Here is a 26,789-nt window from a genome sequence, read left to right as displayed (position 1 = left end):
TTGCTGAATTAAAGAATGAATAGAATTGAAAACAGTCTGAACCAGAATTTACGGAATTAGAGGATGGACAGAATTTAAAATGCAACCACAACAAAAGTTTCACAACTCATCACAAAAAAGCGGGTAAATGCCCGACAAAAAAGCGGGCCGGGAGTTTTGCCTGTGGGCGGAAGCTTTTTTTTGTCTTGATTTTTTGGTTACTTTTTTATCAAGAAAAAAGTAACAGCCTCAGCGGCAATTGAGCGCTCTGCGCCGGACAACTATGCACCTAACATAAACCACCCCCTCATTTTTGACATTCCATCAATTTCGCATCCCTGCAAAATTCCTATCTTTGCGGCAACATAAATAACCCATCTATGCTTAAAGGATTTTTTAATGTTCCGGTACCGCAAAACGAGCCTGTTTTAAACTACGGCCCGCGTAGCCTGGAGCGTGTAGCGCTTAAAGCTGCTTTAGAGCAAGCCCGCGCGCAACAACTGGATATACCAATGTACATTGGCGGCAAAGAGGTACGTACCGGCAACAAGCTGGAAATTCGTCCGCCGCATGATCATAAACACTTACTGGCTACTTTTTCTGAAGGTGATGCCAGCCATGTTACCGCCGCTATCGACGCGGCTTTAGCTGCCAAAGCGGACTGGGAAAATTTACCCTGGGAGCAACGCGCGGCTATATTTTTAAAAGCTGCTGAGCTATTGGCCGGTCCGTACCGTGCCGAGATCAATGCTGCAACGATGCTGGGTCAGTCTAAAAACGCTTACCAGGCCGAAATTGATTCTGCCTGCGAACTGATCGACTTTTTGCGCTTCAACGTGCAATACATGACCGAAATTTATCAGCAGCAGCCACCGGTATCAGGCAAAGGTGTTTGGAACCGTTTGGAGCAACGCCCACTGGAAGGTTTTGTGTTTGCCCTTACCCCGTTTAACTTTACCGCTATTGCCGGTAACCTGCCTGCATCTGCAGCTATGATGGGTAACGTGGTAGTTTGGAAACCAGCCTATCCGCAAATATTTGCTGCCAACGTGATCATGAAAGTGTTCAAAGAAGCAGGTGTACCTGATGGCGTTATCAACCTGATATATGTTGATGGCCCTGTTGCAGGCGAGGTTATATTTAACCACCCCGATTTTGCAGGTATCCACTTTACAGGTTCAACCAAAGTGTTCCAGAACATCTGGCAAACTATTGGTACCAACATTCATAAATACAAAACCTATCCTCGCATTGTTGGCGAAACAGGTGGTAAAGACTTTGTACTTGCCCACCCAAGCGCTGATGCTGATGTGGTAAGTACTGCTCTTGTTCGCGGTGCATTTGAATACCAGGGACAAAAATGTTCGGCTGCTTCAAGAGCATATATCCCGGCTTCATTGTGGCCTGCGGTAAAAGCTAACATGCAGCGCGATATTACTTCGTTTAAAATGGGTTCGGTTGAAGATTTTGAGAACTTCATTAATGCCGTGATCACCGAAGTATCGTTTGATAAACTGGCTAAATATATTGATGCCGCCAAAACCGACGAAGGCGTTGAAGTTGTTGCCGGTGGTAACTACGACAAAACAAAAGGCTGGTTTGTTGAACCTACCGTATTAAAGGTAGAGGATCCGTACTACGTAACTATGTGCGAAGAGCTTTTTGGCCCGGTATTAACCATTTATGTGTACGAAGACGATCAGTTTGATGAAGTGCTGAACATAGTAGATAAAACTTCTATTTATGCGCTTACAGGTTCTATCATATCGCAAGACAGGTATGCTATTGCTGAGGCAACTCACCGCCTGCGCAATGCTGCCGGTAACTTCTACATTAATGATAAGCCAACCGGCGCGGTAGTTGGTCAGCAGCCATTTGGCGGTGCCAGAGGTTCAGGTACTAACGATAAGGCCGGTTCAATGATCAACCTGCTGCGTTGGGTATCTCCACGTACCATCAAAGAAACCTTTGATCCACCTAAAGATTACAGGTATCCGTTTTTGGCGAAAGAACTATAGGTGAAGAGCCAAGAGATTAGAATCAAGAGATAAGAATCAAATTTTATAAATTAACAAGAGCCGGAATATTAAATATTCCGGCTCTTTTATTTTTATGATTCAACTTTGAATCACTTTTATTTTTTGTCTTGATTCTTGACTCTAATCTCCTGATTCTCTTCTCTATTTAAACTTAAACACATTATCCATGTGTTCATTGTTGTGGGCGCTTACCTTCATATCGGCTATCTGGCCGGTGCTGAGGCTGTATACCCAGCCATGTACAGAAAGCTCTTGGCCATTTTGCCATGCGTTTTGTACAATGGTTGTTTTGCACAGGTTGTATACGTTCTCAATAACGTTAAGCTCAACCAAACGATTGCCGCGTTGCTGCTCATCGTCAATAGAATTTAACTCTTCGGCATGTAAACGGTAAACGTCTTTTATGTGACGAAGCCAGTTGTCAATCAATCCGAAGCCTTTGTTGCTCATGGCGGCCAGTACACCTCCACAACCGTAATGGCCGGTAACAATTACGTGTTTTACCTTGAGTACGTTAACAGCATAGTCAAGCACGCTCAGCATATTCATATCGGTATGTACTACCATGTTGGCGATGTTACGGTGTACAAATATTTCGCCGGGAGCGGTGTTGGTGATCTGGTTGGCCGGTACGCGGCTATCGGCGCAGCCAATCCACAATATCGGCGGTTTTTGGCCGTTGGCCAGCTTGGTAAAAAACTCCGGATCGGACTTTAAAGCATTGTCAATGAATTTTTTGTTCCCTTCCAGCAAACCTTCATAGGTAATATGGCTGGTGTCGTGGATGTCGGTTTTAGCGCACATAGTTTATAGCTATTTTTTGGTTAAACAGATCAGTTTTTGGCCGCCCAAAACAGTCGGCTTATTTTATGCAATGCAACGGGCGAAAGATCGTAATATAAAATGGTAAGCAAAATTAAGGGAATAAAATAAAAGATGGCAAAATCAAACAGATTAAAAAAGTATCCCCCCATGATGCCTCCAAAAAAGTAAAAACCAAGCACCGTAAGGCGTATGTATATCTTGTTTCGGGTAACTTCGGTTTTGGCCACATTGGGGTGCAGCCATTCAGATACATCACCACCCAGATCGGTAAACAAACCGGTTAAATGGGTTGATTTGATGAGCCCGCCCGATATGGTTGATACCAGGCTGTTTTGCAAACCCATCGAAAAAATGATCACCCCGATTACCATTTCACGCTCAATTTGGGTTTCGCGGTAAAAGTTATGCCCGTAAATAGCTACAAAAAGCAGCAGTATAATTTCGATAATGATAGGGGTGGAGTGCGCACGGTAGCGGCTTTTATGCTCAAGCGACTTAACAATGAAGTTTGACATAAAGGCACCCATGAAAAACAGCAGCAGCCAAATCACAAAAACGATAATCTCGTTCCAGTTTTGTTCAACAACGTGCTTGGCTAGGTTGGCCACATGGCCCGTGATGTTGGAAGTAAATGCCAGGAAAGCCACCATGCCAGCCACATTGGTAACGCCCGATACAAAGGCGGTTGACGATGCCAGCAATAAGTTTTGTTTTAGGGTACGCGCCTCTTTTGCTTGTCTGAGCATAAAATATATCCCTGCTTTGTGCAGCCAGATAAAAATAACATAAAAAATGAAGCGGTAGGTGTATTAATAAGCCATTTTTATCTCCTGTCATCTCGAACGAGGTACGAGAAGAAATCTTATAAGCTGAACAAGCCAATTGTACAAGATTTCTCACTGCGTTCGAAATGACAAATTTTGTATTATTATAAAAAGAAGTGCGATTCTCAGTTTCTTACACTCGTCACAGACGAGCGCAAGGGTGATTATTTATACTTTTTTCCAAACAATCTTTACCGCCGAAATTGTTTCCGATTCAAGACGGCAATCGGGAAGAATATCAAAATGATTCTTCTTGTAAAAGCTTAACGGCGAATGGTATTTCCGGCCATTCGCTTTTGCATCCCGTTCATGATCAATTACCCATCCGGAAAGCTGTGTTTCATCTTTTTTAATTTTATCCAGGATCATAGTGCCATAACCCTTGCCATGAATTTCACTGTTGATGATAACGGCGAACCATTTTTCGGCATTACGTATGAAGGTGAGAGCCCAGGCTGCAATAATATCTTGTTCGTTAATGAGTAAATAATGCTTTTTTTCGGATAGTCCATTTAAATACGCGTCAAACTCCGTTATATGTTTGTATTGCAGATTTTGAGGATATTCGTTGTTCCATAAATTGTAGGCGCTTTCTTTTTGAGAATCGGTTAAGTATGTCGTGAATATGATCTGCATGAGTTGAGTCAATATGAATCACAATATAACTAAAGCATTTGAGTGGAGGGGGATTGTTGTTATTGTGCGCCGGGTGCAGGTGTGACACTTTTTTTAATAGGCATTGTCATTTCGACGAGCAAAGGTTGGATTGTGTGTTGGGGCGAGGAGAAATCTTATACAATATACCAGCGAATATGCAACTCATACAAGATTTCTCCTCGTATCTCGTCGAAATGACAATCTTATAAGCAAACAAAATAAGTAGATAAACAAACAACCCCGGCCATTCTCATGAACCGGGGCAAACCAAACATAAACCTTCGCTGCGGCTGGGCACAGCGAAGCATTTTTAATATTTACTTAGTGCTGGGCTGCAGCGTTAACACTATCCAGCTCGTATACATAGCCTAAATTATGCGGGCTGCTGCTGGTAACCTTCAGATCTTTGATAAGGCCTGTACCCAGGTTAATTACCCAACCATGTACTTCCAGATCGTGGCGTTCCATCCATGCGTTTTGGATAATGGAGGTTTTGCAAAGGTTATACACCTGCTCACTCACATTTAGCTCAACCAAACGGTTTTGCTTCTGGGTTTCATCAGTAATACGATCAAGCTCGTTGGCATGCAAGCGGTATACATCTTTGATATGGCGCAGCCAGTTGTCAATGATGCCAAACTGTTTGTTGCTCAGGGCAGCAGCTACGCCGCCGCAGCCGTAATGGCCCGCTACAATAACGTGTTTTACCTTAAGCACGTTAACGGCATAATCAAGCACGCTCAGCATGTTCATATCTGAGTGTACCACTACGTTGGCAATGTTGCGGTGTACAAACACTTCGCCTGGCTTGGTGCCGGTAACCTCGTTGGCCGGTACGCGGCTGTCTGAGCAACCGATCCACAATACCTGCGGACTCTGGCCTTTGGCCAGGGTAGCAAAATATTCTGAGTCTTCCTGTAATTTACGCTCAACCCATTCGCTGTTTCCTTTGATCAGGGCGTTATAGCTATCGGCCTGAGCCAATTTTAAACTGCTGGTATCAATGGCAGGTTTGCCATTTTTTTTATCTTCTGAAGTTGACATTTGTTTTCTTTAGTTAGGGTTATACATTAATTCTTTCAAAGGAGGTACGTCGTACTTATCCTTGATTTCCTGTAGTTGCACAATGATGCCTTTAGTGTAGGCATTGTGCTTGTAATTGTGAATAATCTCAAGCACATCCGGGTCAATGTACCTGGAGTTTGAGCCATCAATAACCACGTCTGCGCCTTTAGGCAAACTGGTTAGCGTAACCTGTATGGCCGCTTTATTTAAAAAAGACACCTCTTCGGCAAGCCTCAGCCTGATCACTTTTTTATCGCCGTTATGGGCAATGTGATAAAAATAAGGGTTGCGTAAATTGGTGCGCAGTATGTAAAATATACCCACCAGCATACCTATACCCACGCCTATTAGCAAATCGGTTAAAACCACGGCCACAATAGTTACCACAAATGGGATAAACTGGTTAAGGCCCATGTGCCACATATGCTTAAACAAGCTGATGCGGGCAAGTTTATAACCGGTCATGAGCAGTATAGCTGCCAGGCATGACAGGGGGATGAGGTTAATGATTACCGGGATAAACAACAAGGAAATAAGCAACAAGGTACCATGCACTATGGTACTCATTTTGGTACGCGCACCTGAGTTAACATTGGCCGATGAGCGTACAATTACGGCCGTCATGGGCAGGCCGCCCAAAAAGCCGCTGGTAATGTTGCCAATTCCCTGTGCTACCAGTTCGCGGTTGGTGGGCGATATACGCTTTATAGGATCGATCTTATCAACAGCTTCTAAACTAAGCAAGGTTTCTAAACTGGCTACCACGCCTATGGTAAAGGCCGTTATCCAAACCTGTTTGTTGCCGATGGCACTAAAATCAGGCGATTTAAACAGGGCGAAGAACTCTTTACTGCTGTTTACAATAGGTATATGTACAAATTGCTTGTCAAGCAGCGCCATGCCTGTGCCCGAAAAGGCGGCACTTAAACCAACACCCGCCAAAACTACCAGGAGGGGCGCCGGAACAATGGCCACTTTTTTAAACTTTGGCCAGTATATCATCAGTAGCAAAGAAACCACCGCGATAATAACAGCGCCATAGTTGATCCTGGCGAAGGCCAGGGTAATGGATGAGAATGTATTGTGCTCATCTGCCTGGTTAAAGCCTTCATCGCCTTCAAAACTGGCATCGTAGCCAACCGCATGCGGAAACTGTTTCATAATGAGGATGATGCCGATTGCGGCAAGCATTCCCTCAATAACCGCTGACGGAAAGTAATTGGCTATCGTACCCGCTTTTAGTACACCCAGAAGCATCTGAAAAATACCGGCCAGTACCAGGGCAAGCAAAAATGTTTCATATGTACCCAGGCTGGTTATGGCATTAAACACAATAACCGTGAGGCCTGCTGCCGGCCCCGCAACGCTAAGCTGCGAACCACTTAAACTACCAACCACAATACCGCCAATAATGCCGGTTAATACACCGGCAAATAAAGGTGCTCCTGATGCCAGCGCTATGCCCAGGCATAATGGTAAGGCTACCAGGAATACAACAATACTTGATGGGAGGTCTTTTTTTAAGTTTTTGGGTAAAAAATATTTCTTTAGGTTGAGATTGCCCACAGCAAAACCACCTTGCTTAATTTGCATAAGATCGATAATTTGAATGAAAGTTTAAATGAATTGTAAAGCGTTACCATCCGGATAGGTAGATATCCGGTTAATCATTTAAACGTTTGGAGGGGGCGTGGGAACTACAGGGTGATATACCTGTTTGTATAAGCAGTGTTCGCGGTTGTGGAGTATGTTGCTTTCAACAACAAAGGTTATAAAATCTGCGCTGTGTAAGTCGTAAGCGTCAAATCCCTTTTTCTCCTTAAAAACATCTTTGTCAGGACTGTCCTTTTCGGTTTTTGATTCCTGCTCAAGCTGAAGTATAACCGCGCTAACGGTTTTGTTATCAAGGTATAAAAATACAGGTGCGAGGGATATGGCCATCTTTACTACAAAGACACCCATAAACATTACCACTATCAGTATTTTAAAATCCCTGATCCTCATTATTACAAATATATGAAAAATACATATCAAAGCTTATGCGAATATAGTTTTAGGCTAATCTTACAATTTAATTACTATTTTTAACCTATTACAAACAACCTGAATTGTGAATAAAAAGCTCGGATTACTAAGGGAGAAACGCCAGAAAGCATTTGAAGGCGGAGGCACATTACGTATTGAAAGTCAGCATAAAAAGGGGAAACTAACCGCACGTGAGCGTTTGCATTTTTTATTGGATGAGGGTTCCTTTCAGGAGATCGGGATGCTGGTGGCCCACCGCTCAACCGACTTTGGTATGGAGAAAGAAAAATACCCGGGCGATGGTGTTATAACCGGTTACGGCACTATAAACGGTCGTTTGGTGTACGTGTTTTCGCAGGATTTTACCGTTTTCGGCGGTTCGCTTTCAGAAACCCATGCCGAAAAGATTTGCAAGATCATGGATTTGGCCATCAAGAACGGGGCGCCGGTTATCGGACTTAACGACTCGGGAGGCGCGCGCATTCAGGAAGGGGTAGTATCACTTGGCGGTTATGCCGATATTTTTTACCGCAATACGCTGGCATCAGGAGTGATACCGCAAATATCAGCCATTATGGGTCCCTGCGCGGGTGGTGCAGTATACTCGCCCGCTATTACCGACTTTATTTTAATGGTGGAGAATACCTCCTATATGTTTGTGACCGGTCCCAATGTGGTGAAAACAGTAACCCACGAAGAGGTAACCTCCGAAGAATTGGGGGGAGCTACTACCCATGCTACCAAATCAGGCGTTACGCATTTTGCCTGTGCCAATGAAATAGCGGCTATTCAAAATATAAAAGCGCTGTTGAGTTATATGCCTCAAAATTGCGAGGATAAAGCGCCATCAGTACCATACGAGATACAAAACGAACTACGCCCTGAGTTGAACAGCCTGCTGCCCGAGGTAGCTTCAACCCCGTATGACATCCGCGAAATTATGGATCATGTGATCGATAGCGGATCATTCCTGGAGGTGCATAAAGATTTTGCCGAGAACATTGTGGTAGGTTTTGCCCGCCTGGCCGGGCGCAGTATTGGCATTGTGGCCAATCAGCCTGCTTTTTTGGCTGGTGTGCTTGATATTCATTCGTCTATTAAAGCTGCACGCTTTGTGCGCTTTTGCGATAGCTTTAATATTCCGCTGCTGGTATTTGAAGATGTGCCCGGCTTTTTACCCGGTACCGACCAGGAGTGGAACGCTATCATAACCAACGGGGCAAAGCTGCTGTATGCTTTTTGTGAGGCCACCGTGCCGCGCATTACCGTTATTACCCGTAAAGCCTACGGAGGCGCTTACGATGTGATGAACTCCAAACACATAGGTGCTGACATGAACTTTGCCTGGCCATCGGCAGAGATTGCCGTTATGGGTGCTAAGGGAGCTGCCGAAATTATTTTTAAACGAGAGATCAATACCGCCAAAGACAAAGAAGCTAAATGGCGCGAGATGGAGCAGCTGTACTCAGATACCTTTGCCAATCCATACCGTGCCGCTGAGCGTGGTTTTATTGATGAAGTAATAGAGCCTGCCGAAACTCGTATAAAACTGATACAGGCCTTCAAAATGCTCGAAAATAAAGTGGTAAATAACCCACGGAAAAAGCATGGGAATATGCCGTTGTAGGGGACTTATGGACTGTTGGACTTTGAGATTATTGGAAAGAACGAATGGATGAGAAGAAATAAGTTTATCATTTATTCTTGCGCTCGTCTGTGACGAGTGCTTAATATGGTTTGGCGATTTTATCGCCGGTTCACCTCAATGGTTTTTAACATGGGTTTACGTTTTAAACGTAAACCCATGTTAAGCACTCGTCATAGACGAGCGCAATTGAGAAAAAATGTCGTTAGGAGGAGGAACAACTAAACAATAACAAAATTGAATGGCCCCTTAAAACAAAAAACACCACCCGGTTACCGGATGGTGTTTTTTTATGTTGTCCCACACCTTTCAGTGGGCCGGGCATCTATCAAACTTTGATCTCTACTTCAACACCGCTTGGCAATTCAAGTTTCATCAGGGCATCTACAGTTTTTGAGTTAGAGCTGTAAATGTCTAATAAACGCTTGTATGAGCATAATTGAAATTGCTCACGTGCCTTTTTGTTTACGTGTGGTGAACGTAATACAGTGAAAATTTTCTTTTCGGTTGGTAACGGAAGTGGTCCGCTAACTACAGCGCCAGTTGGCTTTACTGTTTTTACGATTTTCTCAGCAGATTTATCTACCAGGTTGTAATCGTAAGATTTTAATTTGATCCTGATTCTTTGGCTCATGTTAATTTGTTTTGTGACTTATCCTAAGAGCTATTTATTAGGGAAGTCGATTTATTGTATTTAAAAAGTTGATTGGTAACTATTCTCTAATCACCAATCAACTAATCTCTAATTACGCGTTAGCAGCGGCTTTTTTGCCTTTTACTTTAGCTATTACTTCGTCCTGTACGTTACGTGGTGCTTCAGCATAGTGATCAAACTCCATGGTTGAAGTAGCACGGCCTGAAGTAATGGTACGTAACTGAGTTACATAACCAAACATTTCAGAAAGTGGTACAGTTGCTTTAATAACCTGTGCACCTGCACGTGAATCCATACCTAACAGCTGGCCACGACGACGGTTCATATCACCGATTACATCACCCATGTTTTCTTCAGGGGTAAGGATCTCGATTTTCATGATCGGCTCAAGTAATACTGGTTTACATTTTGGCAATGCCTCACGGTAAGCCATTTTAGCAGCTAACTCAAATGACAATGCATCTGAATCGACAGCGTGGAATGAACCATCAATTAAACGAACTTTTAAGCTGGTTAATGGGAAGCCGGCTAATACACCGTTTACCATTGAAGCTTCGAAGCCTTTTTGTACAGATGGGATAAACTCACGAGGGATTGAACCACCGCTAATTTCGTTCACAAACTGTAAGCCTTCTTTACCTTCGTCATTTGGCGACAGGATAACCTGAATATCGGCAAACTTACCACGACCACCTGTTTGTTTCTTGTATGTTTCACGGTGCTGTACAGTACCGGTGATTGACTCTTTGTAAGCTACTTGCGGAGCACCCTGGTTAACCTCTACTTTAAACTCACGTTTTAAGCGGTCCATGATGATATCCAAGTGAAGCTCGCCCATACCTGAAATTACAGTTTGGCCGGTTTCTTCGTCAGAGTTTACACGGAAGGTTGGATCTTCTTCGGCAAGTTTACCTAAAGCCATACCTAATTTATCTACGTCGGCCTGAGTTTTAGGCTCAATAGCTAAACCGATAACCGGCTCAGGGAAGTTCATTGACTCCAGAATGATCGGATGTTTCTCGTCGCAAAGGGTATCACCAGTTTTGATATCCTTAAAGCCTACTACCGCAGCAATATCACCTGCACCTACGTTAGGGATAGGGTTTTGCTTGTTAGCGTGCATCTGGAATATACGGCTGATACGCTCTTTGTTATCTGAACGCATGTTGTGTACATATGAACCAGCCTCAAGGTTACCTGAGTATACGCGGATAAAGCACAAACGACCTACGAATGGGTCAGTCGCGATTTTAAACGCTAATGCTGCAAATGGTTCTTTAACATCTGGTTTACGCAGGATCTCTTCGCCAGTATCAGGGTTAGTACCGATGATACCTTCAACGTCCATAGGTGAAGGCAATAATTCCATCACGTAGTCAAGCATGGTTTGTACACCTTTGTTTTTGAAAGATGAACCACAAACCATAGGAACAATCTTAGCATCTAAAACAGCTTTACGTAAAGCATCAAGTACTTCACGCTCAGTGATTGTTTCAGGAGCATCAAAGAATTTTTCCATCAGGCTTTCGTCATACTCAGCTACTGATTCTAATAATTTCTCTCTCCACTCGGTTGCTTCCTCGATCATATCCTCCGGGATAGGCACTTCGGTAAAGGTCATACCTTTATCATGCTCATTCCAAACAATACCTCTCCAGTTAATTAAGTCAACCACACCTTTAAAGTGTTCTTCAGCACCAATTGGCAACTGCAAAGGAACAGCGTTGCTGCCCAGCATGCTTTTAACTTGTTTAACAACGTTCAAGAAATCGGCACCAGAACGGTCCATCTTGTTAACGAAACCGATACGGGCAACGTTATAGTTGTTAGCAAGTCTCCAGTTGGTTTCAGATTGAGGCTCAACACCATCAACCGCGCTGAAAAGGAAAACCAAGCCATCCAATACACGTAATGAACGGTTTACCTCTACGGTAAAGTCCACGTGCCCTGGGGTATCAATGATGTTCATGTGATAGTTGTGGCCTCTGTATTTCCAGTTTACTGTTGTAGCAGCAGATGTAATGGTAATACCACGTTCCTGCTCCTGAGCCATCCAGTCCATTGTTGCAGCACCTTCGTGTACTTCACCAATTTTGTGGCTAACGCCGGCATAGTAAAGGATACGCTCGGTGGTGGTGGTTTTACCGGCATCAATGTGAGCGGCAATACCAATATTTCTTGTATATCTTAGATCTCTTGACATTTTATTTGATTTATGATTTCACTGATTTTTTTAATGATTACACCGATCTGTTTTGATCTCACTTCATAATAAAGTGCAATCATACTAAACCGGTGTAATCTTAATATATAATCGGTGTAATCCTTTCTATATCGGTGTAATCTTTTATGATTAGAATCTGAAGTGTGAGAACGCTTTGTTGGCTTCAGCCATTTTGTGCGTATCTTCTTTTTTCTTCACTGCTGCACCTTCACCTTTAGCTGCTGATATGATTTCACCGGCTAATTTCTCCATCATGGTTTTTTCACCACGACGACGTGCATAGCTGATCAACCATTTCATACCTAAAGCTATTTTACGCTCAGGACGAACTTCAGTTGGAACCTGGAAGTTTGCACCACCTACACGGCGGCTTTTAACTTCAACAGCTGGCATTACATTGTTTAAAGCCTTTTTCCAGGTCTCTAAACCGCTTTCGCTGGTTTTCTTTTCAACAATATCAACTGCGTTGTAGAATATAGAGTACGCGGTAGATTTTTTACCATCATACATCATGTTATTTACAAACCTTGTTACCAGGGTATCATTGAACCTTGGATCAGGAAGGATAATTCTCTTTTTTGGTTTTGACTTTCTCATTGCTATCTATCCTCCTTAATTATTTCTTTTTACCTTTTGCAGGAGCTGCAGCAGCTTGTCCTGGTTTAGGGCGTTTAGTACCATATTTAGAACGACGTTGGTTACGACCGGCTACACCTGATGTATCTAATGCACCACGGATGATGTGGTAACGTACACCTGGTAAATCCTTAACACGACCACCGCGGATCAAAACGATAGAGTGCTCCTGTAAGTTGTGACCTTCACCCGGGATGTAAGCATTTACTTCTTTTCCGTTGGTTAAGCGCACACGGGCAACTTTACGCATTGCTGAGTTTGGTTTTTTAGGGGTAGTGGTATACACGCGGGTGCATACGCCTCTTCGCTGTGGACAGCTGTCCAACGCTGGTGACTTACTCTTGTCAACCAGAGCTACTCTACCTTTTCTAACTAATTGCTGAATAGTAGGCATTTTTCCTTTTTTGTATTTACAGTTTTATCCTTATTTTAAGGACTGCAAAGGTAGCTACTATTTTTTGATTTTCAAGCGGTTGAGTAAAAAAGTTTTTGTAATAGGTTGATATGGTGCGGGGAGTGGAGTGGAAGGTATGTTTTTTGGGGTGAATTTGACTGAAATATTATGTGGCAGGCTAATTGTAAAATTATAAGCGTTCGGGGAAATAAAAAGTTGTCATTTCGACGAGGAACGAGGAGAAATCTTATACGAGCAGCAAATCCGCTGACATATAGTATAAGATTTCTCCTCACCCCAGCACACTTCCCCACGCATGTTTGTCGAAATGACAACGTTTTCCAGTTTTTATTTTTTCGGATACGGATCTTAATAACGCCAACATTGCGATAGCCTTTAAACAAAAAAGAGCGATGATCTTTCAATCACCACCCTTTCATCATTTATCAATCAATCAACTCAATAACAACTCTTTAATTAATAACCGTGGTCATGATCATGGTTATGATCGTAGCCATTGTTATAACCGTTATGATACCTGTCATGATGGTACCTGCGGTTTCCGTATCCTTCGCGTACCATGCAACCTGAGGTTACTGATACTATTGATGCTAATAAGAATGCATATGCAAGAAATCTCTTTTTCATGGTGATAATCATTAATAGTACATCTAACTAAAAGACGTACACATATATGACTGGCATAAATTGAAAAGGATTAATGTTATTACTGAATGGAATTTAGCTTAGCTGTGAGTAACGGGAATGTTACTTATTTAAGCTAAAGCGATTGTGTGAATTATACAAACGCTTCAATTGATTGTGTGTATGTTATTACTGGGCGTATACCCGCTCTTGGCCGCGGGAGGGCCAGTCACTTTTGTCGCCACAAAAGTAACCAAAAAGGCTTTCAGCAGAGAGGCTTCTTTGCCGCACGAGGCCTTTTCCCCGCAAAGCATTCAGAACCACGGGCTGCTAAACCTTACCTCTACTTCGTTCGCTCATTGCCATTGCTTCGGAAAGGTTTGCTAATGCCCCTCCCAGCACAGAGACCAACATGTTCTGCCTGCTTTTCGCCCGAAGCTGGTCTGCTGAATGTCTGAATCAGATGCCCCTCCCAGCAGAGAGACCAACATGTTCTGCCTGCTTTTCGCCCGAAGCTGGTCTGCTGAATGTCTGAATCAGAATTTATTGAATTGAAGAATGAATAGAATTTAAAATAAAAGACGAAACGTTCAGGATGACAAGGATGAAATGATAAAAAAATGCGGGTAATGGCCCGACAAAAAAGCGGGCCGGGAGTTTTGCCTGTGGGCAGAAGCTTTTTTTTGTCTTGATTTTTTGGTTACTTTTTTATCAAGAAAAAAGTAACTGGCCTTCCCGCGGCCAAGAGCGGGACTTCGCCATGTAATTCCGGCAATCTAACAGGGATTAACCTACACCAACCCCATACTTTCCCTATACTCTTGCTGAATAACCAGGAGGCAGTTGGCGCAGAGGCATCCTTCATACAGTTCGCTTACGTACTGCACCTCGTTGAGGCTGAGCTGCACGGTGCTGCACTGGCACTTGGTGAATGAATTGGCTTTACATTCAAAAGGCGCCTCGCAGCGTTCGCAACGGATGATCTCGTGTTTGGTCATTTGTTTTTTAAATCCGGATGTCGGAAAGTCGGCATGAGTCCGGTGTGTTTAATACAAAATTACGGATAATAGCAATAGGCATAGCAAACTCTACGGTCAGGATAAAGCCATCAAAATAAAAACGTCCGTAAACCTTTCAGCTTACGGACGTTTGATAATAATCCTTTATCTTTTGTTTTTTATCCTATAATCAAAGAATTATGCAGAACAGGTAACGCAGCCTTCTTCCATTGAGCAGCTTGGGCCTTCTGGTACGTTGTCTGCAATTTGAGCTACGTGTTCTGGTATCACAGGTTCCATGTTTGAACCGCCCTGATTTTCAACAGTGAACTTAACCGCTTGTGATGCAGCTTGAGTACGCAAGTAGTACATACCGGTTTTTAAACCTTTTTTCCATGCGTAGAAGTGCATTGAAGTTAATTTCGACGCGTTTGGCGAGTTGATGAACAGGTTTAATGATTGCGACTGGCAAACATAAGCACCTCTATCGGCAGCCATATCAATGATGTTACGCATTTTTATTTCCCAAACTGTTTTGTACAGTTCTTTGATATCGGCAGGTATCTCGGCAATATCCTGGATAGATCCGTTTGCGGTGATGATCTTATCTTTCATCGCTGGGGTCCATAAGCCAAGGTTAACCAGATCGCGCAGTAAGTATTTGTTTACTACAATGAACTCTCCGCTTAGCACACGGCGGGTGTAAATGTTTGAGGTATATGGCTCAAAGCACTCGTTGTTACCCAATATTTGTGAAGTAGATGCTGTTGGCATCGGTGCTACTAACAATGAGTTACGAACACCATGGTTCATTACATCTAAACGCAGGTTTTCCCAATCCCAACGGGTGCTGGCCGGAGATACGTTCCACAAGTCAAACTGGAATTTACCCTTTGATAAAGGTGAGCCAGGGAAAGTTTCATAAGCGCCATCTTTTATAGCCAGATCTTTTGAAGCCGTCATGGCAGCAAAGTAAATGGTTTCAAAGATCTCTTTGTTCAGTTGTTTAGCCTCGTCGCTTTCAAACGGCATACGCAGCTGAATAAAAGTATCGGCCAGGCCTTGTACACCTAAACCAATAGGGCGGTGCCTTAAGTTTGAATATTCTGCTTCGGCAACAGGGTAGTAGTTGCCGTCAATAATACGGTTAAGGTTAAGGGTAGCCTGGTAAGTTACCTCATATAATTTCTGGTGATCAAACTCACCGTTGATCACGTAACGAGGCAATGCTAACGAAGCCAGGTTACAAACCGCAATTTCGTTGGCATCGGTATACTCCATAATTTCGGTACAAAGGTTTGAACTTTTGATGGTACCTAAATTTTGCTGGTTCGATTTGCTGTTGGCAGCATCTTTATATAACAGGTATGGTGTACCGGTTTCAACCTGAGCGTCCAGTACAGCAAACCAAAGATCCTGCGCTTTGATCACTTTACGGGCACGACCTTCTTTTTCGTAACGGGTGTACAGTTCAACAAACTCGGCACCGAAACAATCGGCCAGGCCTGGTGCTTCGTGCGGGCAAAACAGGCTCCAATCGGCATTGGCTTCCACACGCTCCATGAACAGGTCAGACACCCAAAGAGCGTAGAACAAGTCGCGGGCACGCATTTCTTCCTTACCGTGATTTTTGCGCAGATCTAAAAATTCAAATATATCTGCATGCCAAGGCTCTAAATAAATAGCAAAGGCACCTTTACGTTTACCGCCGCCTTGATCAACATAACGGGCAGTATCGTTAAATACGCGCAACATCGGGATAATACCGTTGCTGGTACCGTTTGTACCGCTGATGTATGAGCCTGTAGCACGTACATTGTGGATGCTTAAACCAATGCCACCTGCACTTTGTGAAATTTTGGCAGTTTGTTTTAAAGTATCATAGATACCGTCAATACTGTCATCCTTCATGGTTAATAAAAAGCATGACGACATTTGTGGTTTTGGTGTACCTGCATTAAACAGGGTAGGGGTAGCGTGGGTAAACCAGCGCTCGCTCATTAAGTGGTAGGTTTTGATAGCGCTTTCGATATCCTCTTTGTGGATACCAACAGACACACGCATGAACAGGTGCTGCGGACGCTCGGCTATTTTACCGTTAATTTTTAGCAGGTATGATTTTTCAAGCGTTTTAAAACCGAAGTAATCGAAACCAAAGTCGCGATCATAAATGATGGTGCTATCAAGTAGTTCGGCGTTCTTTTCAATTACTTCCCATACATCATCAGCAATAAGCGATGCGTCTTTACCGGTTTTAGGGTCAATATAGCCATGCAGCAAACGCATGGTTTCTGAAAACGACTTAATAGTGTTTTTATGCAGGTTTGATACCGCTATGCGCGAAGCCAGCAAAGCATAGTCAGGGTGCTTTGTGGTTAAGGATGCAGCTGTTTCGGCGGCAAGGTTGTCAAGCTCGGAGGTGGTTACACCATCAAATAAGCCTTCAATTACCTTTTTTGCCACATCAATTGGGTCAACCAGGTTAAACCCATAGCACAGTTTTTCAATACGTGCTGTGATCTTGTCGAATTTTACCGACTCTTTTCTACCGTCTCTTTTTACTACGAGCATATTGATAAGTATTTAGTGGTTTGGTATCGGGCAGCGATGTTTAAACCAAACTTGATGTATATATTATGTATGTTAATTCTTTTTTAGTATCGAGCTTTTAGTATCAAGACTTTTACTAACTCCTTTTATTTGGTGCCAGGTAGTTAGTTGTGATATCAACATTCTTTTGTCGTGATACTTGATACTAACTACTTGATACTATCTTTAAAAATCCTCGTCAAGTGAAAACGCTTTGCTTTCGGTATTGTTAAGTACGCCGCTTTTCTGGTAGTCGCCTACACGTTTTTCAAAGAAGTTGGTTTTACCCTGTAATGATATCATTTCCATGAAATCAAAAGGATTGGAAGCGCCGTAGTGTTTTTCGTAACCCAGTTCGCCAAGCCATCTGTCGGCTACAAACTCAATGTACTGGCTCATCATTTTGGCGTTCATACCAATCAGGTTAACCGGCAGGGCATCTGTAACAAATTCTTTTTCAATTTCAACCGCGTCTGTAATAATTTTGGTTACCTGCTCGGCAGGGAGCCTGTTCTGCAGCATTTTGTATAGTAAGCAAGCAAACTCACAGTGCGAACCTTCATCACGTGATATCAGCTCATTACTGAAAGTAAGACCCGGCATCAGGCCACGTTTTTTAAGCCAGAATATAGAGCAGAAGCTACCCGAGAAGAAGATACCCTCAACCGCAGCAAAAGCCACCAAACGCTCGGCAAAGTTGCCATTATTTATCCAGCGCAGTGCCCATTCTGCTTTTTTGCCCACGCAAGGAACGGTTTCAATAGCATGGAAAAGGCGGTCTTTTTCAACAGGATCTTTAACGTATGTATCTATAAGTAAAGCGTAAGTTTCTGAGTGGATGTTCTCCATCATGATCTGGAAGCCGTAAAAACAACGTGCCTCGGGAAGCTGAACCTCGCTCATGAAATTTACGGCCAGGTTTTCGTTCACAATACCATCGCTCGCGGCAAAAAATGCCAGGATGTGCGATATAAAATGCTTCTCGCCCGAGTTAAGGTTTTCCCAGTGTTTCAGGTCATCCGAAAGATCGATCTCTTCGGCAGTCCAGAAGCTGGCTTCGGCTTTTTTGTACATCTCCCAGATGGCGGGATACTTGATGGGCAGTATCACAAACCTGTCCTTGTTCTCTCTCAGTAATACTTCTTCTTCCTGTTTCATAGATACCTTTTTATGTCGTTATTCCTTTACGTAGCGTTATCAGACACGAAACCCAGCCTTATGTTAACACAGAGCTTTGTTTATTTCGTGACTGGCTCGGCCGTTCACGGGTTATATTATGTAATTTACTGACAGTTAAGTTGTTGTGTATTGGATGATGGATACATCCCACTGTCTTTCGAATACTTTTTACGAACCTTGTTGAACAAAGTTAATGTTTGATGATCAGTATTTTTAGTGTTAGTTTTTAACAAACCCCAGAGTTATTAACACTTTTAGGGATAATTTCAGAATTGATTTAAACGATCAAAAATTAATGAACTTGATTACAGCCAATTAAAAAACATCTCAAAAAGTAGCCGCCTAAACACTTGCAAAAAACAATAATTTAACAATGTAAATTACTTTACTTAACACCGACAATTATTACGAATAGCATAATGCTCCCGCTAAGTGCCAATTTAAATTTGGAAATGAGAAGTGGTAAAAGCGTTGATCATGCCATTGTGGAAAACAAAATACCCCGATAAGCAGTGGCTTACCGGGGTATTCCTTATAGTTGTATGAATTATTTCGCGTCGGCAACGGGAACAAATTTCATTGAAACTGAGTTTACGCAGTGGCGGGTGTTTTTAGGGGTAAAGTATTCGCCCTCGAAAACGTGGCCCAAATGGGCTCCGCAATTGGCACAAACAATTTCAACTCGGCGGCCATCTGCATCAGGTACCCTTTTAACGGCACCTGGTATCTCATCGTCAAAACTTGGCCAGCCGCAGTGCGATTCAAATTTTGATTCGGAAGTATACAGCGGCGTGTCGCAGCGTTTACAAACGTACAAACCCTGGGCCTTGTTATCTAACAAGGCACCGGTAAATGGTCGTTCTGTTCCTTTGTGCATAATTACCCACTCTTCATCCGGGGTTAATTTATTGTACTCCATATTGATCTTTTGTACTCCTGATTTGATTTTTATTTACTTAAAGATACGAAAATTAAGCGGGATAAATGGCCTTTGGAAGCAGTGTTTACATTGATTTGACGGAGCTTTTTTGTCTGAACTTGGATTTGTGGGATTAAGGGATTTTGGGATAGACTCACCCCGACATCGCTTTGCTTGTCGACTCTCTCTCTTCGCCTGCGGCAGAAAGAAGATGGTTAGTAAAAAGTTGTCATTGCGAGCGCAGCGCGGAAATCGCGAACTTTACAGAGAGGACATACATAGTTCGCGATTGCTTCGTTCCTCGCAATGACAACTTTTTTCCGCTCTCTTCGCCGCAGGCGAAGAGAGGATGGAACAGCGCAGCGCAGGCAGGGTGAGTTGAATCACAGGTTACCGTATTGCTGATCAGTAACCTGTTCCATCCAGTCAACAGGCGAGCCATTGTGTTTTTCCTGTATGGCTATGTGGCTTAGGGCGGTGGTGGCTGTAGCACCATGCCAATGTTTTTCGTTTGGAGCAAACCAAATCACATCTCCCTGGTAAATATTTTCTCTCGGGCTGCCTTCGCGCTGCACCCAGCCGCTGCCAGCGGTAACAATAAGTGTTTGTCCCAGCGGATGCGTATGCCGGGCTGTGCGGGCACCCGGCTCAAAGGTAACCAGGGCCATAGCCACGCGTGCAGGTTCTGGTGGACTGTTAAGCGGATCTATACGTACTGTTCCTGTAAAATATTCTGCCGGGCCTTTGCCCGAAGGCTGTGAGCCGCTGCGTTTAATTTCCATAAATTATTCTCTTTAAATATTGTATACAGTATACATCAATTTGCTCCTATGTGTTTGCACCAGGTTAGCAAAGGTGTATTAATGTGCAGGTTAAATTTTGTTTTGCAGCGCGTAAATGATCTCATTGGGAGTTTCTACCACACTTACAATGGTACCCTGTTTGTTAATAATAAACTGGGTAGGAAATCCATTTACATTCAGGGTTTTGCTGATAAACTGCTCCTGGCTTGGAATTAAAGCGTAATTGAAAGGTTTACGTTTTAAGAAAGCCTCAAGTTTCTTCCTGGAGTCAAGCGCCAGGCTCACGAATACAATGTCTTTCCGGTTTTTATATTGGCTTACCAAGTCGTTAAGCTCAGGCATTTCCTCTTCGCAGGCATGACAGCCTATAAACCAGCAGTTGAGCACTACTATTTTTCCTTTGGTGTTCTTCGAGTTGTATTTATTGCCATTCAGATCTACGAAGTTGAATGCTGGGAATTTTTTCCCTTCCCTTTTAAAATGGTCATAAAAAACCACCGACCATCCTTTGATATATCCTCCCACGTCGTGTTTTGCCACCGGGGATAATTTATAAAGTTTAAAATACATTTTAGCATCAGTTGAGCTAAGCCTTAATGGCAGATAATTGCCCGAGGTAAGCGTTTTTAAGAAGGTTGCTTTACTGATCACCTTTGAGCTGGCATCATAAGCGGTGTAATTTGCTGAAAGCTTTAAATTAGAACTGACATAGGCAAAAAAACTATCCATGGTTTTCAGGATATTCTCCGGTTTTTCAACCGGTGCACCCGGATTTTGCGCCTGGCAAAACGAAACATTGATCAGTGTGAAAATAAACAGAGCTGCTGTGATAAATTTTTTCATGATGGTAGATAAAGGTTATTGGTTTTGTGTGTGTTTAGGTTTACACAATATACAATTATTTATATTTCAAAAGGCAGTTGAATAAATCAGGCTGTATAATCAACTCACCCCCGACATCGCTGCGCTTGTCGACCCTCTCTTCAGCTACGCTGGAAAGAGGGTTAGGAGTAAAAAGTTGTCATTGCGAGCGCAGCGCGGCAATCGCGAACTTTACAGAGAGGACATACATAGCTCGCGATTGCTTCGTTCCTCGCAATGACAACTTTCTTCCCCTCTTTCCGCCGCAGGCGAAGAGAGGGTGGTCCAGCACAGCGCAGACCGGGTGAGTCGTTTGCGTGCCATGTAATTTATCAACTAATGCCTCATCAAAAGACAGTTGCATCAAATCAGGCTTTATAATCAACTCAGCCCGACATCGCTGCGCTTGTCGACCCTCTCTTCAGCTTCGCTGGAAAGAGGGTGATGAATTTTTTCTTTTACCCTTTTATCAATTTTTGCTCTCCCCTCTTTCCGCCGCAGGCGAAGAGAGGGCGGTCCAGCGCAGCGCAGACCGGGTGAGTCGTTTATATGCCATGTAATTTATCGGCTCTGGCGCAAGTATGAAGCTAAGAACTAAGAGCGATGGTTACTTGTGACATATGGATAATAAAGGTGGGCCCTGTCATCCTGAGCCCGTCGAAGGATCGCGCGCAGAGGCCAACCCACCATGCTTCGACGGGCTCGGCATGACAGCCGTTTTCCTTTGTTGCCGAAAGCTTATAAGATGATAAGGCCTGTCATCCTGAGCTTGTCGAAGGATCGCGCGCAGAGGCTCGCCCACCATGCTTCGACAGGCTCGGCATGACAGCCGTTTTTTGCTTCTGCAAGTTTTGAACCTGCCCTTCACACTGTATGAGAAAATCCCATAAATCGTATAATCCCATAAATCCCGGTTCAGACAAAAAACCTCCAACAAAAAAATCCCGGCCAAACCTGACCGGGATTTATATCTTAAAATAAAAGCCTTTAGCCTAAACTTAAGCTTTAACAGCTAATTTAGCCAGTTCCTCTGCCATGGCAGCACCAATTTCAGCTGGTGATTCAACCACGCGGATACCGCACTCGGCCATGATCTTCATTTTTGCAGCTGCAGTGTCATCAGCACCGCCAACAATAGCACCAGCGTGGCCCATACGGCGGCCCGGAGGCGCAGTTTGGCCAGCGATGAAACCAACAACCGGTTTAGTACCAAATTCTTTGATCCAGCGGGCAGCGTCGGCTTCCATGCCGCCGCCAATTTCACCTATCATGATGATCCCGTGAGTTTCCGGGTCGTTCATTAATAATTCAACAGCTTCTTTGGTTGGGGTACCGATAATCGGGTCGCCGCCAATACCAATGGCAGTAGTGATACCTAAACCGGCTTTAACCACCTGGTCAACCGCTTCGTAAGTTAAGGTACCTGATTTTGAAACCACACCTACGTTACCTTTTTTGAAGATAAAGCCTGGCATGATACCAATTTTGCTCTCGTCGGCAGTAATAATGCCCGGGCAGTTAGGGCCAATAAGGCGTGCATCCTTATCGGTTAAATATTCTTTTACCTCAATCATATCCTTTGTCGGGATACCTTCGGTGATACAAACAATAACCTTGATACCGGCTTCGGCAGCTTCCATAATGGCATCTGCACCAAAAGCAGGAGGTACAAAAATGATAGATACATCGGCACCTGTTTGGTCAACCGCGTCTTTAACGGTGTTGAAAACCGGCCTGTCTAAATGCTGCTGACCACCTTTGCCTGGTGTAACACCGCCAACAAGCTGTGTACCATATGCAATCATCTGCTCAGCATGGTAAGTACCTTCTTTACCTGTGAAACCTTGTACAATAACTTTTGAATTTTTATTTACGAGAACACTCATTGGTTTTTTTCGTTTTAGTAGGGCAAAGCTAAAGTTATTGCCCATAAAGTCAAATTTAATTTAATGCTGTGGCAATCTTTTTACAAAGATATTTTTGGCGGCCAGCCATGGGCCTCAGCAACATAGTGAGGCGCTATTTCCTGTTTTAAGGCTTATTAGGGTCGATCAGATTAATGCCCGACTCTTCATTGAAGCCTTTGTGCATAGCAATGGGGTCAACAGTAAGCACTACCTCAAGCGTGGGCGAAACAAATGCTTCCAGCAGATGGCCGCCGTGTACCAGGCCGCTGCTATCGGCCAGGTTTATGTGGGCATGAACAGATGGCTTGCTGTTATTTAGCCAGGCAATATCGCCCACCATGGAGGTAATTTCCGATTGCTCATTAATAGTTATCACCTTAAACATTTTACGTTCTTTATCATACCAGCCCACTTTGGCGGCAGTGGCATCGCCAATGGCTGTAAAGTGGGCGGTTTTGATATTATTCTTTTGAGCAAACTCGGTAATGCCCGATAGTATCTCATCGCCTTTGGCAAAAACAAGTATGTAGGTTTTTGGTGCCGAATTAATGAGCTTTGATTTAACTCCCGGCGACCGACCCGTTTCGATAGGTTTTACCGGCGATACATATTCCTGCGCGGCAGCATATTGGGCAGTAAACACCCATATCGCGGCAAATAGGATGATAGTGCCGAATGCGTTTTTGGTAAATAAGTTTTTCATGATAAAATGCTTTTATCCAAAACCATTTTACGGCTTAAAAGTTTAAGCATTTAATGTTTGCCCGGCCTAAACTTTTATTTCCTGTTGATGCGCTGCTCCCTAATAGCAGCAAGGGCTACGGTTATTCGGTCAATTTCACATCGTACGTATATCATTTTCACTAATTTAGCTTTACAAACCTGTTACTTATGAAAAAAAGCAAACACCTTATTATTACGCTCTTCGTATGCCTGCTCTGTGTTACTGCTGCCCACGCGCAGTTTGGCGGTTTCGGAAAAAAACTGCTGGACAAAGGCTCAGACATGGTATCGGGCGGCGGTTTAAGCAAGATATTGAAACAACCGCAAGCCATCAGCACCAGTTTTAAAGATGTTGACAAAACCGGTTCCAAGCCGCCATCATTTATGGAAGGCAAAACTCCCGAGCCTTTATATCTTTTACCAAAAACACCCGAAGGGGCTTATAAGCTTTGTGCCGGTTATTATGAAATGACTAATAAAAGTTATTGTCTGCACGCTGGTACACGCGGCCCCAGCACCGGCGATGGCTATATGCTTGCACCCGTGATTGGCCCCAAACGCGACGTGGTGATACTGATACTGAAACATGCCGAAAAACATGCCGAGGTTGATCAGCACAGCATACAGGTATTACTATGGGCTATTATTGCCCGCACCCGCTTTGTTGATATGAGCAACAGCATTAAACTTACGGCTACCAAGCTGCTATCAACTGACGAGCTGCTGATGCTGGAGGGAGGCGCGCTTGGCGTGCTGCCGGCCAGCGTTATGGACAAGGCTAAAAGCCAGCTGCCGCCAGCCGCGCAGAGTGTTTTTGAGGCCGAAAATAATATTCGCCAGTTAGCGGCCTCCAGCAATGCATCCTACGAGGATATGGAAAAATATGCGGTACTGGCGGGCCTGGCACCCCAGCCCGACCCAGAAGTACCATCAGGCATATGGTCGTTGCATCCGGATGGATATTATATCCGCTTTATTCCGCATGGCTACCAACGTACCACCGTGCAGATCTATGTTCCGCAGGAGCTTATCAGCACCAAACCCGGCTTGATTTATGATGGTCCTAATGGCATTGCCTGCCCCGCCAACGTAGGTGCCCAGCGCCTGGCCCAAACCAACGAACCACTTAACCCGGATTATACAAAGAAGTTGAAGGTAGTTTGTAATTAATCCCGGCCACCTGAAGGGGGAACTTTTGATTTGCGGTATTATCAACTTTGTTGTCATTTCGATCGTAGGGAGAAATCTTATACGTTGAACATAGCAAGTGCGCAAGATTTCTCCTCGTACCTCGTCGAAATGGCAAACATTAATGAAATTGCTTTTACCCCTGAATTTTCGTACCTTTAAAATACAAACGGCCCGTTACTCTGAACTAAAGAGTAACGGGCCGTTTGGTTAAAACAGAAGTTCTTTAAAATGGTGATATTTAGTAAATATTATCTGATAGTCAATAATTTATAACTTTTTAAAGTTTAAAAAGCGCATCGAAAACCGTCAAAGCTGATATAAAACAGCAATTTCTGCCAAATTTTAAGTGAATTTTAATGTAAAACGATCAAATTTTGAGCTAAAAACTATTAAAATAAAATTTTAAGAAGTTTACAAGGAAACTCCCCCTTCAGTTGGTCGGGGGGGTAAACTCTTTTTCGCTTTTGGCAATCACAATGGTGGCAACCCCATTCCCGATCACGTTGGTGATGGCCCGCGCTTCGGACATAAACCTGTCGACACCTAACAATATGGCCACGCCCTCTACCGGGATAACCTTGATGGCCGCCAGGGTGCTGGTAAGTACTATGAAGCCGCTGCCGGTTACGCCTGCCGCCCCTTTGGAGGTGATCATCAAAATACCGATGATGGTTAGCTGCTGGTAAACAGATAATGGGATATGAAAAACCTGTGCCAGAAATATCACCGACATAGACAGGTATATCGTAGTGCCATCCAGATTAAAGGAATACCCTGTGGGGATCACCAAACCCACTACCGATTTGGAACAGCCGAATTTTTCGAGCTTATCCATCATCCCCGGCAGGGCCGATTCCGAGGAGGAAGTGCCCAGTACTATGAGTATCTCTTCCTTGATATGTACCAGGTATTTCCAAAGGCTAAACTCAAACATGTAGCAGATAAGGTTGAGCACCACAAAAATAAACAGGAACATGGTCAAATAAACAGAACCCATTAACATGGCCAGCGGCTGCAGAGTTTTGATACCATACTTGCTGATGGTAAAGGCCATGCCTCCAAAGGCACCAATAGGGGCCACCTTCATCACGATCCGCATAATGTTGAAGAAAACCTTAGATAGTTTATCAAACAACTGGATAACAGATTGCCCGGTTTCGCCCATGCGGCTAAGGCCAAAGCCAAACAGAATGGCAAAGAATAGTATCTGTAAAATATCGCCCTTGGCAAAAGCTTCAAACGCATTGGATGGAATGATGTGGGTAAAAAAATCGGCCCAATGCATTTCTTCGGCAGCTTTTTGATAGTTAGCCAGTTTGTTGGTATCAACAGCGGTATGGTTTACAAAGCCTTCACCGGGTTTAATGAGGTTGGCTACAGTAACCCCAATAACAAGGGCAAAAGTGGTAACCACCTCAAAATAAAGCAGGGCCTTGCCGCCTACACGGCCCACCTTTTTCATATCGCTCATGCCTGCAATGCCCAGCACTATGGTAAAAAAAATGATAGGCGCTATGATCATGGTGATCAGGCTGATGAACATCTTGCTAATCATCTCCGCAGTAGGGCCAAAACCTTTAAAGTTTAGCCCTACGATGATACCTAAGGCAATAGCAAAAAGAACCTGGAAAGTTAGGTTTGATAAAAGGCGTTTCATTAGCCAATGATACGATTTTAGGTTCAGGCTTGCAAAGATGCAGGTGGTCCCGGTAAAATATTCGCCCCCGCTTTTATGCCGTTTACCGAAAATTTCCGGTGACTGGTCAAAAAGCACTGTTTACTATAAAGTTAGGCTGGCATCTTTGAATAAAGAAACAAGATCACGATGAAAACTTTAGCTACCCCATTTATATCACTCATAGTTTATTTACAGGAACATTCGCCATTATTTACACAGGTAATGGCCGCATTATTTACCTGATAAGTTCGGTAATGCTGATTATTTAACAGCAGAATTTTTCATCGGTAATTTTCGGCCGTTTACCGGAAGTTTGATGGACTTCGCC

At 43.6% G+C, this 26,789-nt stretch carries 23 protein-coding genes; 3 read left to right on the top strand and 20 right to left on the bottom strand.

From position 1 onward, the window contains the following. Positions 1–359 precede the first annotated feature (359 nt). Positions 360–1,997: an L-glutamate gamma-semialdehyde dehydrogenase gene (pruA, locus tag QWZ01_RS14730; RefSeq protein ID WP_290324390.1), complete on the top strand. Its 1,638-nt coding sequence runs from the start codon at positions 360–362 to the stop codon at positions 1,995–1,997. 162 nt (positions 1,998–2,159) lie between these two features. Here the strand turns inward: pruA and can are convergent, their stop codons facing one another. The 6 genes from can to QWZ01_RS14700 form a co-directional block, all read right to left on the bottom strand. Further along, on the bottom strand, positions 2,160–2,822 hold the full coding sequence (gene can / locus QWZ01_RS14725; RefSeq protein ID WP_290324389.1) for a carbonate dehydratase: 663 nt from the start codon (positions 2,820–2,822) through the stop codon (positions 2,160–2,162). Positions 2,823–2,851: 29 nt separating this feature from the next. Beyond that, on the bottom strand, positions 2,852–3,589 hold the full coding sequence (locus tag QWZ01_RS14720; RefSeq protein ID WP_290324387.1) for a YoaK family protein: 738 nt from the start codon (positions 3,587–3,589) through the stop codon (positions 2,852–2,854). 246 nt (positions 3,590–3,835) lie between these two features. After that, positions 3,836–4,303 (bottom strand): N-acetyltransferase, encoded by a 468-nt coding sequence (locus QWZ01_RS14715; protein WP_290324383.1) that lies wholly within the window; start codon positions 4,301–4,303, stop codon positions 3,836–3,838. A gap of 342 nt (positions 4,304–4,645) precedes the next feature. Next, positions 4,646–5,368: a carbonic anhydrase gene (locus tag QWZ01_RS14710; RefSeq protein WP_290324382.1), complete on the bottom strand. Its 723-nt coding sequence runs from the start codon at positions 5,366–5,368 to the stop codon at positions 4,646–4,648. A gap of 9 nt (positions 5,369–5,377) precedes the next feature. Beyond that, positions 5,378–6,982: a SulP family inorganic anion transporter gene (locus QWZ01_RS14705; RefSeq protein WP_290324380.1), complete on the bottom strand. Its 1,605-nt coding sequence runs from the start codon at positions 6,980–6,982 to the stop codon at positions 5,378–5,380. Positions 6,983–7,060: 78 nt separating this feature from the next. Then, positions 7,061–7,393, bottom strand: coding sequence for a hypothetical protein (locus QWZ01_RS14700; RefSeq protein WP_290324378.1), 333 nt, complete (start codon positions 7,391–7,393; stop codon positions 7,061–7,063). Between the two features lie 106 nt (positions 7,394–7,499). Here QWZ01_RS14700 and QWZ01_RS14695 point away from each other — a divergent pair, with 106 nt between their 5' ends. After that, positions 7,500–9,041 (top strand): acyl-CoA carboxylase subunit beta, encoded by a 1,542-nt coding sequence (locus tag QWZ01_RS14695; RefSeq protein WP_290324377.1) that lies wholly within the window; start codon positions 7,500–7,502, stop codon positions 9,039–9,041. A gap of 346 nt (positions 9,042–9,387) precedes the next feature. Here the strand turns inward: QWZ01_RS14695 and rpsJ are convergent, their stop codons facing one another. The 13 genes from rpsJ to QWZ01_RS14630 all read right to left on the bottom strand — a co-directional run bounded on the left by rpsJ (position 9,388) and on the right by QWZ01_RS14630 (position 23,572). Further along, positions 9,388–9,693 carry a 30S ribosomal protein S10 gene (gene rpsJ, locus QWZ01_RS14690; RefSeq protein WP_022830652.1) on the bottom strand — a complete coding sequence of 102 codons (306 nt, stop codon included), beginning with the start codon at positions 9,691–9,693 and terminating at the stop codon, positions 9,388–9,390. Positions 9,694–9,805: 112 nt separating this feature from the next. Next, entirely contained in the window at positions 9,806–11,917 is a 2,112-nt protein-coding gene (gene fusA / locus QWZ01_RS14685) for an elongation factor G (RefSeq protein ID WP_290324376.1), read from the bottom strand. A 150-nt stretch (positions 11,918–12,067) separates the two neighbouring features. Then, on the bottom strand, positions 12,068–12,535 hold the full coding sequence (gene rpsG / locus QWZ01_RS14680) for a 30S ribosomal protein S7 (RefSeq protein WP_076377343.1): 468 nt from the start codon (positions 12,533–12,535) through the stop codon (positions 12,068–12,070). Positions 12,536–12,554: 19 nt separating this feature from the next. Continuing rightward, positions 12,555–12,968: a 30S ribosomal protein S12 gene (gene rpsL / locus QWZ01_RS14675; protein ID WP_002993550.1), complete on the bottom strand. Its 414-nt coding sequence runs from the start codon at positions 12,966–12,968 to the stop codon at positions 12,555–12,557. 477 nt (positions 12,969–13,445) lie between these two features. Beyond that, positions 13,446–13,616, bottom strand: coding sequence for a hypothetical protein (locus QWZ01_RS14670; RefSeq protein ID WP_290324353.1), 171 nt, complete (start codon positions 13,614–13,616; stop codon positions 13,446–13,448). Between the two features lie 788 nt (positions 13,617–14,404). Further along, positions 14,405–14,611 carry a cysteine-rich CWC family protein gene (locus QWZ01_RS14665; RefSeq protein WP_290324352.1) on the bottom strand — a complete coding sequence of 69 codons (207 nt, stop codon included), beginning with the start codon at positions 14,609–14,611 and terminating at the stop codon, positions 14,405–14,407. Positions 14,612–14,809: 198 nt separating this feature from the next. Further along, on the bottom strand, positions 14,810–17,182 hold the full coding sequence (locus QWZ01_RS14660) for a ribonucleoside-diphosphate reductase subunit alpha (protein WP_290324351.1): 2,373 nt from the start codon (positions 17,180–17,182) through the stop codon (positions 14,810–14,812). A 204-nt stretch (positions 17,183–17,386) separates the two neighbouring features. Continuing rightward, positions 17,387–18,358 carry a ribonucleoside-diphosphate reductase small subunit gene (locus tag QWZ01_RS14655; RefSeq protein WP_290324350.1) on the bottom strand — a complete coding sequence of 324 codons (972 nt, stop codon included), beginning with the start codon at positions 18,356–18,358 and terminating at the stop codon, positions 17,387–17,389. Positions 18,359–18,926: 568 nt separating this feature from the next. Then, positions 18,927–19,298 (bottom strand): methionine-R-sulfoxide reductase, encoded by a 372-nt coding sequence (locus QWZ01_RS14650; protein WP_290324347.1) that lies wholly within the window; start codon positions 19,296–19,298, stop codon positions 18,927–18,929. A gap of 383 nt (positions 19,299–19,681) precedes the next feature. Then, entirely contained in the window at positions 19,682–20,080 is a 399-nt protein-coding gene (locus QWZ01_RS14645; RefSeq protein ID WP_290324344.1) for a (R)-mandelonitrile lyase, read from the bottom strand. A gap of 90 nt (positions 20,081–20,170) precedes the next feature. Beyond that, positions 20,171–20,944 (bottom strand): TlpA family protein disulfide reductase, encoded by a 774-nt coding sequence (locus tag QWZ01_RS14640; protein ID WP_290324342.1) that lies wholly within the window; start codon positions 20,942–20,944, stop codon positions 20,171–20,173. A 1,016-nt stretch (positions 20,945–21,960) separates the two neighbouring features. Next, positions 21,961–22,848: a succinate--CoA ligase subunit alpha gene (sucD, locus tag QWZ01_RS14635; RefSeq protein ID WP_290324341.1), complete on the bottom strand. Its 888-nt coding sequence runs from the start codon at positions 22,846–22,848 to the stop codon at positions 21,961–21,963. 145 nt (positions 22,849–22,993) lie between these two features. After that, positions 22,994–23,572: a PPC domain-containing DNA-binding protein gene (locus QWZ01_RS14630; RefSeq protein WP_290324340.1), complete on the bottom strand. Its 579-nt coding sequence runs from the start codon at positions 23,570–23,572 to the stop codon at positions 22,994–22,996. A 188-nt stretch (positions 23,573–23,760) separates the two neighbouring features. Between QWZ01_RS14630 and QWZ01_RS14625 the strand changes: the two genes are divergently transcribed. Continuing rightward, positions 23,761–24,762: a hypothetical protein gene (locus tag QWZ01_RS14625; RefSeq protein WP_290324339.1), complete on the top strand. Its 1,002-nt coding sequence runs from the start codon at positions 23,761–23,763 to the stop codon at positions 24,760–24,762. Positions 24,763–25,213: 451 nt separating this feature from the next. On the opposite strand, the gene QWZ01_RS14620 is transcribed toward QWZ01_RS14625, so the two are convergent. Then, positions 25,214–26,440 (bottom strand): dicarboxylate/amino acid:cation symporter, encoded by a 1,227-nt coding sequence (locus QWZ01_RS14620; RefSeq protein WP_290324337.1) that lies wholly within the window; start codon positions 26,438–26,440, stop codon positions 25,214–25,216. Positions 26,441–26,789: the final 349 nt, after the last annotated feature.

The organism is Mucilaginibacter aquaedulcis (assembly GCF_030409325.1).
Classification (GTDB): Bacteria; Bacteroidota; Bacteroidia; order Sphingobacteriales; family Sphingobacteriaceae; genus Mucilaginibacter; species Mucilaginibacter aquaedulcis.
This window is presented reverse-complemented; position numbering and strand designations above follow the sequence as displayed.